This window comes from bacterium (assembly GCA_035308905.1).
In the GTDB taxonomy this organism is placed as follows: domain Bacteria; phylum Sysuimicrobiota; class Sysuimicrobiia; order Sysuimicrobiales; family Segetimicrobiaceae; genus DASSJF01.
On record DATGFS010000008.1, the window covers coordinates 1 to 13,672 of the forward strand.

General features: G+C 69.9%; 13 protein-coding genes and 1 riboswitch. Of the genes, 3 read left to right on the plus strand and 10 right to left on the minus strand.

Features of this window, described 5'->3' with window-relative positions:
• The 3 genes from VKT83_02295 to VKT83_02305 all read right to left on the minus strand — a co-directional run.
• Positions 1–461: hypothetical protein (locus VKT83_02295; protein HLY21274.1), on the minus strand; the 461-nt coding region annotated here is incomplete at its 3' end.
• A gap of 29 nt (positions 462–490) precedes the next feature.
• A riboswitch (cyclic di-GMP riboswitch) is annotated at positions 491–566 on the minus strand.
• A 159-nt stretch (positions 567–725) separates the two neighbouring features.
• Entirely contained in the window at positions 726–1,919 is a 1,194-nt protein-coding gene (locus VKT83_02300; protein ID HLY21275.1) for a prolyl oligopeptidase family serine peptidase, read from the minus strand.
• Positions 1,920–1,960: 41 nt separating this feature from the next.
• Positions 1,961–3,190, minus strand: a complete 1,230-nt coding sequence (locus tag VKT83_02305) for an ABC transporter substrate-binding protein (protein ID HLY21276.1) — start codon at positions 3,188–3,190, stop codon at positions 1,961–1,963.
• Positions 3,191–3,447: 257 nt separating this feature from the next.
• Between VKT83_02305 and VKT83_02310 the strand changes: the two genes are divergently transcribed.
• Positions 3,448–4,002, plus strand: coding sequence for a YSC84-related protein (locus VKT83_02310; GenBank protein HLY21277.1), 555 nt, complete (start codon positions 3,448–3,450; stop codon positions 4,000–4,002).
• A gap of 9 nt (positions 4,003–4,011) precedes the next feature.
• Here VKT83_02310 and VKT83_02315 read toward each other — a convergent pair whose 3' ends face one another.
• From VKT83_02315 to VKT83_02340, 6 genes are read right to left on the minus strand one after another with little or no spacing between them, the layout of a single operon-like run.
• Complete coding sequence (locus tag VKT83_02315) at positions 4,012–5,214, minus strand: M20 family metallopeptidase (GenBank protein HLY21278.1); 1,203 nt, start codon at positions 5,212–5,214, stop codon at positions 4,012–4,014.
• A 20-nt stretch (positions 5,215–5,234) separates the two neighbouring features.
• The gene (locus VKT83_02320; protein ID HLY21279.1) at positions 5,235–6,101 is read right to left on the minus strand and encodes a TIM barrel protein; all 867 of its coding nucleotides are present in this window, start codon (positions 6,099–6,101) and stop codon (positions 5,235–5,237) included.
• The gene (locus tag VKT83_02325; protein HLY21280.1) at positions 6,098–7,231 is read right to left on the minus strand and encodes an enolase C-terminal domain-like protein; all 1,134 of its coding nucleotides are present in this window, start codon (positions 7,229–7,231) and stop codon (positions 6,098–6,100) included. The genes VKT83_02320 and VKT83_02325 overlap by 4 nt, the downstream gene beginning before the upstream one ends.
• A gap of 1 nt (position 7,232) precedes the next feature.
• Positions 7,233–8,066 carry a carbohydrate ABC transporter permease gene (locus VKT83_02330; GenBank protein HLY21281.1) on the minus strand — a complete coding sequence of 278 codons (834 nt, stop codon included), beginning with the start codon at positions 8,064–8,066 and terminating at the stop codon, positions 7,233–7,235.
• A complete protein-coding gene (locus VKT83_02335) occupies positions 8,066–8,938 on the minus strand; it encodes a sugar ABC transporter permease (GenBank protein HLY21282.1) in 873 nt (290 codons plus the stop codon). Before VKT83_02335 ends, VKT83_02330 begins: the two co-directional genes overlap by 1 nt.
• Before the next feature lie 24 nt (positions 8,939–8,962).
• Positions 8,963–10,261: a sugar ABC transporter substrate-binding protein gene (locus VKT83_02340; GenBank protein ID HLY21283.1), complete on the minus strand. Its 1,299-nt coding sequence runs from the start codon at positions 10,259–10,261 to the stop codon at positions 8,963–8,965.
• Between the two features lie 166 nt (positions 10,262–10,427).
• Between VKT83_02340 and VKT83_02345 the strand changes: the two genes are divergently transcribed.
• Positions 10,428–11,501: a Gfo/Idh/MocA family oxidoreductase gene (locus VKT83_02345; GenBank protein HLY21284.1), complete on the plus strand. Its 1,074-nt coding sequence runs from the start codon at positions 10,428–10,430 to the stop codon at positions 11,499–11,501.
• On the plus strand, positions 11,498–12,244 hold the full coding sequence (locus tag VKT83_02350) for an SDR family NAD(P)-dependent oxidoreductase (protein HLY21285.1): 747 nt from the start codon (positions 11,498–11,500) through the stop codon (positions 12,242–12,244). Before VKT83_02345 ends, VKT83_02350 begins: the two co-directional genes overlap by 4 nt.
• On the opposite strand, the gene VKT83_02355 is transcribed toward VKT83_02350, so the two are convergent.
• Positions 12,238–13,416 carry a TIGR04053 family radical SAM/SPASM domain-containing protein gene (locus tag VKT83_02355; protein ID HLY21286.1) on the minus strand — a complete coding sequence of 393 codons (1,179 nt, stop codon included), beginning with the start codon at positions 13,414–13,416 and terminating at the stop codon, positions 12,238–12,240. The genes VKT83_02350 and VKT83_02355 overlap by 7 nt on opposite strands.
• Between the last annotated feature and the right edge of the window lie 256 nt (positions 13,417–13,672).

Genomic DNA, 13,672 nt, shown 5'->3' on the forward strand with positions numbered 1-13,672 from the left:
CCGTTGTTGCCGCCGCCACCGTTGTTGCCGCCGCCACCGTTGTTGCCGCCGCCACCGTTATTGCCGCCGCCGATCGCCGGACCACCGCCCAGCTCGGTAGTATCGGGGCCGACGCCGGAAACGGTTCCGGACACGGGGTACACAAGCAGCGTGACGATGCCGGCGATCTGCTCGGATTCGACGGGCGCAGACCGCACGAGCGCTACGGCGCCGATGAACTCGGACAGGCGGTCGAAGCCGATCCGCTCGGTGCCGGCGTAGAAAGCGGTTACGGATGTGACGTGGAACGCCTGCGTGCCCGCCGGCCCAATAACGGAGAAGGTCAGCGCGTCAACGCTGACCGAGGTCAAAGTGCCCTGTGTCTGGATGGCCGGCCCGGCGATTTGAGCTTGCGCGACGCCTGCGAATCCTCCCCACATCAGGAGCGTCGCGATGACCACTGCGGTGATGAACTGCCTCATAGGTCCCCCCCCAATATGGCCCGCCTCGTTTCGGCAACCCGGCTCACCGCATGGGGTTCCGTGGCTTTGCGTCCCTAGGTCGCCCTAGGTTTGCTCTCTCGGCGAGGGACCGCGTGACTTGTCCGGCTCGGCCTCCTTCTCTACGACCTGCTGCCGAATTTAGCGTCTCACAGGCCCGCACGAGCATCTATCGGGTGGCGGCTGTATCGGGGATCGGTTCCAGAATCGATGCGTTCTTGATCCCGTCGCTGGACAATTGCGCCCTTACATGGCGGCTCGGAGCACGTCTTCCAGCCAGTCCCACATATAGGCGACGGCGATGCTCGTGTTGTCGACCTGGCAGTGGTGGTACCCGCCTTCCTCGCGCGTGAACACTTTGAATGTCTTCCGGCTGGAACCGACGGCATCAAAGCAGCGCCGCGCTGTCGTGAGCGGGATCTGCGAGTCCCCCTCGCCGTGGAGCAGCAGGAACGGGCAGGCGATCTTCTCGGCCACGCCGGCGAGCCGGAATCCCTCGAGCCGCGCAAGCGCCTCTTCCCGCGTGCGCACGCCGAAGATCCACAAGAGGTGCTCCCAGGGCACGGAGAGCGACGGCGACTCGCCGCGGGCGAGCCGGTCGAGCCGCTCCTTCCACACCGCGTGGTAGTCCCACTGCGCGCCCCATGCGATGCAGGCCGCATAGCGCGGCTCAAACGCGGCGGCGCGAGGCGCGTAGTACCCGCCGAGACTGATCGCCATCACAGCGATGCGTGACGGATCGATCTCTTCGCGCCGGGCAAGGTATTCGTACGCCGGGGTCGCGTAGCGTTCCGTTTGATGGTGCAGCGTCAAGTTCCGGAACCGGATCGCCTCCCCGTTGCCGGGCCCATCGACGATCAGGCAGGCGATGCCGCGCGCGGCGAGGCCGGCGACCCCCTTGAAGTACTGGATCTCCTTGGTGATGTCGAAGCCGTCGAAGAAAACGACCGCGGGCGCCCGTCCGCCGGTGGTCGCCGCGCGTCTGCCCCCGTGGGGACCGGCATGCACGAGCAGCGCGGGGAGCGCCGTTCCCTCGTAGGGCACTTCGACCGGTTCGATCCGCGGCCACGGCATGGCCCCCGCCGCGTCACGGAAACAGTCGACGCCCCGGCGGTACGCTGCCAGGCCGTCGGCGGTCTTCGGCTGCAGAAATCGCTCGCCGATATGATAGTAGTGGGCCGCGCGGAACAGCGAGGCCGCGGCGCTCGCGGCGTGGCCGCGCTCGGCGCGCTCGCGGCCTGCCCGCTCCACGGCCTCGGCCGTCCGGCACCATTCCTCGAACCACGCGCGGTCGTCCCCCACCCGGTCGCGCAGCCGCAGGCCGGTGCGGTGCACCTCGTCGATCTCGGCGCCGCCCCACGGCGCGGAACCCAGCACATGCAGCATCCCATGGGACCACCGGTAGTGGTCCGGGAAGTACATGAACGCCGGCTCCGGCATGGGCCGGTCCCGCGGCGGACGCTCCAGCGTTCAGGCGGCCGCTACGGGTGCGCGGGCGGCAGGTCCCGCGTGTAGACGGGCTTCTTCAGGTAGTCCGCCGGATTGTACGTCCAGAACTGGGACACGTGGGGATACGTGAAGATCACCGTGTTCTGCGGCTCCCCGTTCACGATCTCGACTCGGCGGATGTAGACGTTCTGAATCGGCGCGCCGTACGCGTCGAAGCGCAACGGCCCGCGCGGCGCTTCCGGCAGCGTCACCTTGCGCATCGCCGCGACGAACGCGGCGCGATCTTCGATCTTGCCGCCGGTCGCCTGGAGCGCTTTCAGGATAACCTGCATGCCGGTGTAGCAGGCTTCGGAGTAATACGACGGCACGCGATTGTAGGCGCGGACGTAGGCCCGCACGAACGTGCGGTTCGCGTCGGAGTTCAGGGCCGCGCTGTAGTGCAGCGGCGTGATGATGTCCTTGGCCAGGTCGTTCTCCTGGAACAGGATGTGCTCGTCCGTCAGGGTGCCGTTGCCGATCAGCGGGATGCGGCCCATGAGCCCGAACGCGCGGTACTGCTGAAGGAACCGCAGGGCGTCATTGCCGCTGAACGTCGCGTACACCGCGTCGACGTTCTGAATCCGCCCCAGGTACGGGCTGTAGTCGGGCGCCCCGATCGGCGGCCACAGGTGTTCCACGACGCGCCCGCCGTTCTGCTCGAACGTATCCTGGAAGCCTTCGACCGTCTCCCAGCCGAACGCGAAGTCGTAGGCGATCGTCGCGATGCGCTTGTAATGCAGCGTCTTGGCCGCGTATTCACCGAACGGATGATTGGGCTGGCTGCTCGTCCACCCGGTGCGCACGACCCAGGCGGAGGTCTTGCGCTGGGTGAGGTCGTCGGAGGAAACGACCGGGAACAGCGCCGGGATCTTCTGCTCGTCGACGTAGTCCCGCAGCACGTAGCCGGAGCTCGCGGCGAGCGGGCCCGTCATCATGTCCACCTTGTCCAGTTCGACCAGCTTGCGCGCCTTCGTCAGGGACGGCCCGGGAAGACCCTGGTCGTCCTCGACGATGAGCTCGATCTGGCGGCCGGCGGCCTTGCTGCCGGCCTCCTTCAGAGCGAGCTCAAATCCGTTGATCATGTCCCGGCCGTTGGGGGCGAAGATCCCCGTCGTGGCGGTGACCAACCCGATCTTGATCGGACCCTGCGCGGCGAGTGTGCCGGTCCCCGCGAGCGCGGCCATCAATCCGGCGATGAGCAGCGCGAGCACACAGCGGTTCATCGGAGCGCCCCCCTTCGGACGTTCAACGTGAGCACGACCCGGGTGTATATCTGAAGGATAGGTTGCTACTGCCCCACACAATTCCTGCAGGAGGCCGCAGGCCGGGAGGCGGCCGGCAGGTGGCGGGGTACATCGCTTCCGAAGTAGGGTACATCGCTTCCGAAGTGCTGTTTCAAACCGCCCCAATCGCAAGCAAAGGTCGGAAGGTAGCGCCCGGCGCCAGTGTGTCGCCGGCGCGAGAGGGAGGCTGAGAGAGAATGCGTTCGCGCAGAATCCTGGTCTTCGCCGCATCGCTAATGCTGCTCGGCACGCTCGTTGTTCCCCCGGCTTCGTTCGCGAGGACGGCCGCAGAGATCAACGCGAGCGTCGACGCGGCCCTGGCCAGGTTCAATCAACAGGTCAAAGGCGGGGCCAAGTTTATCGCCGCGTCGAGAGGCGTGCTGGTGTTTCCCAACGTCGTGAAGGTCGCGTTTGTCATCGGCGGCCAGTACGGCGAGGGCGCGCTGCGCGAGGGATCGCGGACCGTCGGCTACTACAGCATCACGGGCGGCTCGTGGGGCGCCTCGTTCGGCATTCAGAAGAAGGACCTTCTCCTCGTCTTCCGCGATGCGGCGGCGCTCCGGCACTTTGAAAGCTCCTCCGGCTGGCAGGTCGGCGTCGACGGCGCGGTGACACTCGTGAACGTCGGGGTGGGCGCTGATCTCAGCACGATGCAGGTCAACCAGCCGATCGTCGCGTTCGTCGTGGGTCAAAAGGGCCTGATGTTCGACGTCTCGCTGCAGGGCGCGAAGATCACCCGGATCAATCGCTAGCGCCGGGAATCAATCCGCGCCGCAGAGGCGCAGCGCGAGCCGCGCGTAGATCCTGGCCGCCGTGTGGAGCGCGTCGATCGGGACGTGCTCCTCGTCGGTGTGGGCCAGCGCGAGGTCTCCGGGTCCGAAGACGACGGCCGGCGTCCCCGCCGCCTGCAGCACCGCGGCGTCGGTGAACGCCTGGAAGCGGCCAATGGCCGCGCGGCGCCCGGTTACGTCCTCGATCGCCTCCGCGAGCGCGCGTGTGAGCGGGTGCTCCGCGGGGAGGTCCAGCGGCGGGCGCGGCACCGCGTCGAACGCCTCGTCGCGGACGACGTCCGCCTTCCCGGCGCCGATGCTTGCCGCGATCACCGCCTCGAGGTCCGCGCGGATGCGCTCCGGTGAATCGCCCGGAACCCAGCGCTTCCCGAAGGTAAACTCACAGCGGTCGGGCACCACGTTGGTCGCGATCCCGCCCCGGATCGTGCCGATGTTCACGCTGGGGCCGCCGAGCACCGGGTGCCACTGGTTCTTCCACATCTCCGGCAGCCGGCCGTCGAGCGCGACGATGAGCCGCGCGGCGAGCCCGATCGCATTCGCGCCGAGTTCGGGCGTGCTGCCGTGGGCGGCGCGGCCGTGCACGACGACGTCGCACCGGTACACGCCGCGGTGCGCGGGAATGATGGCGAGATCGCTCGGTTCGCCCACCACGGCCAGGTCCGCCGGCGGACCGTCCCGCCCGAGCGCCGCGGTGCCGAGGTTGCCGCTCTCCTCACCGATCACGGCGGCGAGCACGACGGGGCGCGGCGGGCGCACCCCGGCCCGGCGCAGCGCGACGAGGGCCGCGGCCATAGCCGCGACGGCGCCCTTCATGTCCACCGCGCCGCGTCCCCACAGCTTCCCGTCGTGGACCTCCGCGGCAAACGGGGGATACGGCATCGACGCGGACGGCGGAACGGTGTCCATGTGGCCGTTGAACATGAGCAGGGGCCGGGTCGGAGCCCGGCCGGGCAGCACGGCGATCAGATTCTCGCGGCCGTCCAGGACCGGCTGCCGCGTGACGGCGAACCCCTCGCGGCTCAAGAATTCCTCGAGCACCCGGGCGACGCCGGCTTCCCAATGGTGCTCGGCCGCGTAGCTCGGCGTCGCGACCATTTGTCGTGCCAGATCGAGCACCTCACCGCCGCTGAGGGCGGCGTCGACCGCCTCCCACGACGTCCGGTCGCTGTCCATACCCCGCTCCTCTCCCTCCACTAGCGTGCCGCGGGCGCCGCGCCGCGCGCTTCCAGCCGCCGGCGCAGCCGCAGCGTCTCGGTCACGACGTCGATGCGATTCATCCCCTGCCAGGGACTCCACAGGTATTCGAGGGTCAGGGCGCCCCGGTATCCGAGGCCGGCGAGGCGCTCGAGCACCGGATCGAAATCGATGACGCCCTCGTCGTCGGCCGCCTGCAGCTTCCCGGGGGCCGCCTGTCGGACATGGACGTGCCCGGCCAGCGGCAGCAACGGATGCACCGCCGCCTGATCGATGCCCCGGGCGACGAAGTGCGAATAGTCGATGGTCAACGTCAACCCCGGCACACGCTCGACCAGCCGCGCGGCGGATTCCGGCTCCGCGGCGATCGAATCGAGGTGCGGCTCCACGGACAGCCGCAGTCCGCGTCCCCGTGCCCATCCCGCGTACACGGCGAGTTCCTCGCAGGCGAGGTGAACTCCGCCGTCGCTCATCTCCGCCCACGGCTTGCCCGGCGACAGGGTGAGGCCCTCCGCCCCCACCGCCGCGGCGTAGGCCAGGTACGCGGAGAACCGCTCGCGGTTGTGCCGCCGCTGCGCCGGGTCGGGTGTGTTGACCGGCCGGTCGAAGGCGTTGCGGCCGAGGTGGCAAAACACGTCCACAACCGACAGGCCGGCGTCCTCGCAGGCTCTCCGATCGAGGCCGGCCACGGCCGCGGGGTCCGCCTCCACGGCCTGCGCCCGCACGTCGCGGTCGCCGTCCGCGATGCAAAGATCGACGTGCCGGAACTCGAGCGCGGACAGCACGCGGGCGACGGCCGGTAGGCGCAGCAGCGGGAACGAGAAGCTCGTGCAGCTGAAGCGGAACCGCGGCGGCGCGGGAGTCATGACTCCGGGAGCGCGGCGGGATCGACGTTCAGGACGACGCCCGCGCCGGGCGTCTCGTTCGGCCGCACGCGCCCGTGCTCGACGGTGATCTCCGAACGGATGGATGCCGCGGGCCGCCGGTCGCCCGCGCCGAAGACGATCGTCTCCCCCATCGGACAGTTCGGCATCGCCGCCATGAGGTGGACGGTCCAGGGCTGGAGCACGCCCGCGTGCGGGATCACCGGGATCCCGCGGGCGGAGGCGAGGGCGGCGATGCGGCGCACTTCCGTGATCCCCCCGGCCCACGCGACGTCCGGCTGCAGGACGTCGGCCGCCTCGGCGGCGAGCAGCCGGGCGAAGCCCCAGCGCGTGTACTCGTGCTCGCCGGTCGCGACCTGGGTCCAATCGATCTCCCGCCGGAGCCGCGCGTATCCCTCGTAGTCGTCCGGCGGCAGCGACTCCTCGATCCAGCGCAGGCCGTATTCCCGGGTAGCGCGGGCGAAGCGCAGCGTGTACTCGACGTCCCACGCCATGAAGCAGTCGACCATCACATCGACGTCCGGCCCGACCGCCCGGCGGGCGGCGGCCGCGGTCTCCACGTTGCGGTCGAACCCGGCGGGGCCGTCCTCCACCGCGCACGGCATCGGCACCTTGAGTCCGACGTATCCCTCGGCCGCCAGGCGCGCCGGCTCGGGATGGGTCGCGTAGACCGGCAGCGGCTCACGCGCGGCGCCGCCGAGCAGCCGGTACAGCGGCGTCCCCGTCCACTTGGCGAGCAGGTCCCACAGCGCGAGGTCGACCGCGGAGAGCGCCATCACCGCCACGCCCTTCCGGCCGTACGGCAGCAACGCCCGCCACATCTCTTCCCAGCGCAATTCGATGTCGAGCGGATCCTGGTCGCGGAGCAGCGCCGCCAGGTGGTGGTCGATGATGGCCTTCGTGACTACGCCGCCGCGGGACTCGCCGGTGCCGACGACCCCCTCGTCTGTCAGTACGAACACGCGGACGGCGTCGGACCCCGGACCGCGCCAGGCCGACCGCGGCCCCCGAAACCGCGGGAAGCGGAACATCGGGTTCGCCACCTGGATCTGATCGAGCCACGTCCCCGACGAATAGGGCTCGACGATCGTGCGGATGCCGGTGATCCGCATCTCAGCCCTTCACCGCGCCGGCGCTGAGGCTGCCGATGAAGGCCTTGCGCACGAACATGAAGAGCACCAGCGACGGCAGGGCGAAGAGAATCGCGGCCGCCATCACCTGCTGCTCCGGCACGAGGTACTCGCCCTCGAACGAGTAGAGGCCGACCGAAGCCGGCCAGAGGTTCACGCTGGTGATGAACGTACGCGCGAAGAGAAACTCGTCCCACGTCTCGATGAACGCGTACATCGCCACCGCGGCGAGCCCCGGCAGCGCCAGCGGCAGTACGACGCGCCACAGCGTGGCGAACGGCCCGCACCCGTCGACCTTGGCCGCCTCGTCGATCTCGGGCGGCGAGGCGTCGAACATCGACTTCATCATCCACACCGTAAGCGGCAGCACCCACGCGACATCCACGATCACGAGCCCGCCGAGGTTGTCCAGCAGGGCCAGCTTCCGAAACACCAGGAACATCGGCACCAGCAGGAGGAGCGGCGGCATCATCTGCGTGATCACGGTCGCGGCGGCCGCGGTCCGCACCGCCCGGCTGCGAAACCGCGACATCGCGTAGCCCGCCGGGATGCCGAGGATCCCCGCGACGAGGGTCGTCGCGAGCGACACCGCAAACGAGTTCCGCAGCCAGGTCACGATGTTCGTGCCTTTGAAGGCCGCGAGCGCCCGGCCCGGGTCGAGCGCGCCGGGAAAGACTTTGGGCGGATAGCTGAAGAGGTCGGCGTCCGGCCGCAGCGCGGTGACGAGCATCCAATAGATCGGCAGGACGACGAGCAGCGCGAACGCGGCGATGCCCGCGCCCGCCAGCACGACCCGGCCCGCCCGGCGGATCCGCATCACACCGCCGGCGCCTCGATGAAGCGCAGGTAGACGAGGGCGAAGGCGGCGGAGATGCACATCACCACCGTGCCGAGCGCGGCCGCCCGGCTCAGATGGAACAGTTGAAAGCCCTGCTGGAAGGTCATCAGCACGAGATTGAGCGTCACGTCGACGGGGCCGCCGCCGGTCATCACGTAGATCACGGTGAAGGATCGCCCGAACACCCAAATCGTGAGCAGCAGCACGAGGACCACGGTAACGGGCCGCAGCCCGGGCAGGGTCACGTGCCGGAACACGCCCCATCCGCCCGCGCCGTCCACCCGCGCGGCGTCGACGTGCTCGGCCGGAATGGTCTTGAGGCCGGCCAGCAGCAGCACCGCGGCGAGGGGAAAGATCTTCCAGATCTGGACCGTGACCACCGCCCACAGCGCGAGGTGCGGATCGGTCAGAAACCCGACCTTCCCGTGCACGACGCTCATGACGTTGAGGAGATAGTTGAAGAGCCCGTACTGATAATCGAAGAGCCACGACCAGATCATGGCCGCGGCGACGTACGGCATCGCCCACGGCAGAATCACGATGCCGCTCAGCACGGGCTGCCCGGGAAACGGCCGGTTGAGGATCAGCGCCGCGATGAGGCCGGCGGCGTAGGCGCCCGCGACCGACGCGGCCGTGAACACCACCGAGACGAGAACGGAGTGCGCGAAGGCCGGGTCCCCGAAGAGGACGGCGTAGTTGGCCAATCCCACCCACCGCGCCCGGTCGAGGGTGGAGCCGTCCGCCTGGAAGCTCGTCCAGACCCCCAGCGCGATCGGCAGCAGAAAGACGAGCAGCACCGTGCAGACCGCCGGGCCGAGAAACACCGCCGGCGCCGCGCGGTCGCTACGCACGCCGCGGAGCACGTCCGCCCGACGTCACAGCCGCTCGAGCTTGGTCTGGACGTCCTGCATGGCCCGTTCCGGGGCCGCCCCCTGGTAGAGGATCGACAGCACGCCGTTCCCGATGGCCGCGAGCGCGTCGTTCCCCTTGTTGCCGATCTGCTGCGGAAAGTACGACACGGCCTTCCCGCCGTAGCCGATGTCGACCACGGCCCTAAACCACGGGTTCTTTGCGATGAAGTCCGCCGGCACCATGCCGGGGCGCGCGGGCAGCGTGCCCGTCAATTCCACCTGGCGCTTCTGCTGCACGGGCGTCAGCAGCAGCAGCATGTACTTGGCGGCCAGGTCCTTGTGCTTGGCGGCCTTCGGCACGCCCCACCACGCGGTCGCGCGCATCGTCGCCGGCGACGGCAGCGGGTTCTTGCCGGCCCACAGCTGCGCGCCCACCGCGGGGTTGGCCTTCTGCGCCTGAAAGTACACGAACGATCCGGAGATGATGCTGGCGACCTTGCCCTGGGTGACGAGGTTGTTGATCGTCACCGCGTCGAGGCCGCGCGGGATCTCGTTGTTGTCCCACAGATCCTTGACGAACCGGAGGGCCGCGATCACTTTGGGATCGGTCGCCGTCGGCCGCGTGCCGTCGTAGAACGCCCCGCCGAAGCCGAGGACGACCGGCATCAGCTGGATCATCAGGCCGGTCGGATCGCCGGACTTCGTCGCGATGCCCATGCCGAACTGGCCCGAGCGGGGATCCGACGTCTTCCGCAGCGCCTCGCGGTACGCGGCGAGATCGGCCGGCACGCCGACGCCCGCCTTCTGATAGAGCGCGCGGTTATAGAAGAACACGCGCGGATTGGACTCCCGCGGGACCGCGAAGGCGCGGCCGCCTCGCATCGCATCCTTCTGCGCGTTGATGAAGGTGTTGGGATCGAGGCCGGCGCCCTTGAGCCACGGGTCCAGCGGCTCCAGCCAGTCCTGCTCAATGTAATACGACAGCTGCGGGTCGTCGATTCGGATGACGTCGGGGGGCGACCCGGCCTGCAGCAGGGTCAGGACCTGCTGGTGGTATTGCGGAAACGGCGGCGACACCTGCTCGATGCGGCTGCCGGGATACTTGAGGGCAAAGGCCTGGTCGAGGCCGTCGAGCTGCTCCTTGTAGCCGGGTTGAAGAACGCTCGGCTCGTCGACCGCGACGGTCGCGGCTTGGGCGGACGCGGCCGGAACGCCGCGCGACGCGGAGCCCGCGGCCGCCACGGCGATGCCGGCGCCGGCGGCCGAGGCCGTCAGCGCGAGGAACCTCCGGCGGGAGATGGTCGGTACTGCGCGCACGCTCATGCCGTCCTCCTCATCGATGGCGCGACGTTGGGGTCGCGGCGGAGACAAGCGGGTGCATTTGACAGCGCGAATCTCTCGGGTGTTTCATTGACTGTGTCGGACAACGGTTCCTTCAGTGCCGTGCCGGCGCCGCGCTCGCCGCGGTGAGAACAAGGAGGCACACCGGGTGAATCGGGTCCGCATCGCGGTGGTCGGCTGCGGCTGGTGGGCTACCCGTGTGCACCTGCCGGCGCTCCGCGCCGATGCCGCCTGCGACCTCGTCGCCGTGGCCGACGCCGATCCCACGCGCGCGCAGCGGGCGGCCGCGCGCTTCGGCGTACCGCGATGGTACGCGGACCACCGCGCGCTGCTCGAGGCGGAGCGCGTGGATGGCGTGGTCGTCGCCACGCCGCCGGACAGCCACTACGCGATCGCGCGCGATTGCCTGCTCGCCGGCGCCGACGTGCTCGTCGAAAAGCCGATGACGGTCGCCGCCCGCGCCGCCCGCGACCTGCTCGATATGGCCCGCCGCACCGGCCGGCGGCTCCATGTCGGGTATCCCTACCCGCACTGCCGGCTGGCGCAGGCTCTGCGCGACCGGATCGCGGCGGGCGCGCTCGGCGGCCTGCGGCTCGCGGCCGGTGTGTTCGCGACGTCCGTGCGGCCGCTGTACCAGGGACGGCCCCACCGGTCCGCGGACGACGCGCTCTTTCCGCCGAATCCCGAAACCTACGACGATCGCTCGCGCGGCGGCGGCCAGCTCTACTCCCAGGTCACGCACGTCGCCTCCCTCCTCTTCTTCGTCACCGGGCTCGTACCGGTCTCGGTGCAGGCGTTTGCCGGAGGAGACACGCCGCGCGCGGACGGCTGGGACGCGGTGACCTTCCGCTGCGGAGAGACCGGCGACGCCGCCGTCGGCACAATCGCCGGCACCGGCACGGTCGCGCCGGGAAGCCCCACCGTCGAGCGGATCGAGTTGTTCGGCGACCGCGGCCACGCCGCGTACGACATGGCGCGGGGCACGCTGAGCGTGCGCAGCTACGACGGCACGAGCCTCGACGAACGGGTCGAGTCGGAGCCGGAGCGCTACCCTCGGGAAGCCCCGTGCGCGCGGCTCGTGGCGGCCCTCGGGGGGGACGCCGGCGTCCTCGTCGGCGGCGACTTAGGCCTGCTGACCGTGGAGTTCATCGGCGCGGCGGCGCGCTCGATCGAGACCGGCGGACCCGTCACGCTCGGGACCGCGACAAGGGGGCGGACATGAGCACATTGCGGGGCAGGCACGCCGTCGTCACCGGCGCAGCCCGCGGCATCGGATTCGGGATCGCGAAGCGGCTCGGCGCGGAGGGCGCGGCCGTGACCATCTGGGACGTCGACGGAGCGCAGGGTGAGCGGGCGGCCGCCGAACTGCTCGGCGCAGGCGAGGCGGAAGCGCTCGCCGTCGACGTATCGGACGCGTCGTCGGTAGATGCCGCGGCCCGCGAGACGCTTCGCCGCCACGGCCGCGTGGACGTGCTCGTCAACAACGCCGGCATCGCCGGCCCGAACGCCACGAGCTGGGAGTACCCACGGGACGCGTGGCGGAGGGTGCTCGACATCGATCTCACGGGCGTGTTCCTGTGCTGTCAGGCCCTCGTCCCCGCGATGCTCGAACGAAAGTACGGCCGCGTCGTCAACATCGCGTCCATCGCCGGCAAGGAAGGCAACCCGAACGCCTCCGCGTACAGCGCGGCGAAGGCCGGTGTGATCGCGCTGACCAAATCTCTCGGCAAGGAGCTCGCCGGCGCCGGCGTACTCGTCAACTGCGTGACGCCGGCCGCGGTGGAGACCGACATCTTCGCGCAGATGACGCGCGAGCACATTCAGTTCATGCTGTCCAAGATTCCGATGGGCCGTTTCGGCGCGGTGGAGGAGGTGGCCGCGCTCGTCGCGTGGCTCGCCTCCGAGGGGTGCTCGTTCTCGACGGGCGCGGTCTTCGATATCTCGGGGGGGCGGGCGACCTACTGAAGCGCCGCGGCCAGATCGGCGGCGAACGGGAAGCTGCCGGGCACGTACGCGCACAGCGGGTCGTCGCCGGTGGGATCGCCCGTCGACGCGTAGGCCCGGGAGCGCGAGCCGCCGCAGACGTCGCGAAACTCGCAGCGGGCGCAGCGGCCGTGCCACGACGCGGGATCGCGCAGCACGCGCAGGAGCGGACTGTCGCGATAGATCTCGCCGAGCGGGCGGCGCCGGACGTTTCCGGCGGGCAGCGGCATGAACCCGCTGCCGTGAACGCTGCCGGTATGCGAGACGAACACGAACCCGCGGCCGGCGTTCACGTCCATCGGCGTGCGGCGCCGCCCGGTACCGGCCGGCCACGGTCCGAGCATCGTCCGCAGCGCGTGGTACAGCGGTCCAAACGTGAGCACGGATGCCGGGCCGATGCCGCGGCGCTCCAGAATGGCACGCTGCAGCACGATCCGCTTGAAGTGGTGCCCCTCGGTCGTCTTGACCGGCAGCCCGGCCCCGACGTCGTAGAGGAAATGCAGCACGTCCTCGCACTCCGCCGCGTTGATCTGCGGCAGGCCGTTCCCCCGCCCGACCGGGACGAGGAAGAAGACGCTCCAGGCCATCGCCCCGCGCTCGCGGACCATCCGGGCGATGCCGGGCAGCGCCATGACGTTGCCGCCGGTCACCGTGGTGTTGATCTGCACCTTGAGCCCGTAGCGGAGCGCCGCGTCCCACGCGTCGAGGGTGCGCTCGAACACGCCGGACACGCCTCGAAACGCGTCGTGGGTCGCCCGGGTGTCCCCGTCGAGACTGAGGGACATGGCGACGGCGCCGGCCGCCTTCACGTCCGCGATCGCCTGACTGGTCAGCAGCGGCGTCGCCGACGGCGAGAGGGCGACCGGCAGGCGGCGCGCGACCGCGTGTTCGATCAGACGCACCAGATCCGGCCGCTTGATCGGATCGCCGCCGGTCATGATGAACAGTGGCGGGGGGGATCCGAAGCCCGCCACCTGGTCGATCAGGGTTTGCGCCTCCGCGGTCGTCAGCTCATCGCGATGGGGGAGCGGCGCCGCTTCCGCCCGGCAGTGCTGGCAGGCGAGGTCGCACGCGCGCGTCACTTCCCAGATCACCATGAAGGGCCGCTGCGAGACGTCGATCGCAGGGTGGCGGACGGTAGGATGCATGGTCATACGCTAGCACCGGCCGGGCGGCGCCGCATCAGACCGATGTCCGATTGTCGGTCCCTTCTCCGCCCGATCAGAGCCGCGCGGTGAACTGTGCGCACAGCACCGGCCGGCGCGTGTGGCGGTCCACCTGGCCGAGGACCCCAAGGTGACAGACTCAGCGAGTCATAAGTAGTCTGATGTTGGAGTACTCGAAACAGGGGGGGATCGGATGCAGCGTGCATACGGGGCCGGACTAGCCCTTCTCCTTGCGGGATTGATT

Coding starts and splice junctions, on each gene's coding strand:
- VKT83_02355 (HLY21286.1), bottom strand. CDS start 13,416: ATGACCATGCATCCTACCGTCCGCCACCCTGCGATCGACGTCTCGCAG.
- VKT83_02320 (HLY21279.1), bottom strand. CDS start 6,101: ATGACTCCCGCGCCGCCGCGGTTCCGCTTCAGCTGCACGAGCTTCTCG.
- VKT83_02350 (HLY21285.1), top strand. CDS start 11,498: ATGAGCACATTGCGGGGCAGGCACGCCGTCGTCACCGGCGCAGCCCGC.
- VKT83_02315 (HLY21278.1), bottom strand. CDS start 5,214: ATGGACAGCGACCGGACGTCGTGGGAGGCGGTCGACGCCGCCCTCAGC.
- VKT83_02330 (HLY21281.1), bottom strand. CDS start 8,066: ATGCGGATCCGCCGGGCGGGCCGGGTCGTGCTGGCGGGCGCGGGCATC.
- VKT83_02340 (HLY21283.1), bottom strand. CDS start 10,261: ATGAGCGTGCGCGCAGTACCGACCATCTCCCGCCGGAGGTTCCTCGCG.
- VKT83_02305 (HLY21276.1), bottom strand. CDS start 3,190: ATGAACCGCTGTGTGCTCGCGCTGCTCATCGCCGGATTGATGGCCGCG.
- VKT83_02310 (HLY21277.1), top strand. CDS start 3,448: ATGCGTTCGCGCAGAATCCTGGTCTTCGCCGCATCGCTAATGCTGCTC.
- VKT83_02325 (HLY21280.1), bottom strand. CDS start 7,231: ATGCGGATCACCGGCATCCGCACGATCGTCGAGCCCTATTCGTCGGGG.
- VKT83_02300 (HLY21275.1), bottom strand. CDS start 1,919: ATGCCGGAGCCGGCGTTCATGTACTTCCCGGACCACTACCGGTGGTCC.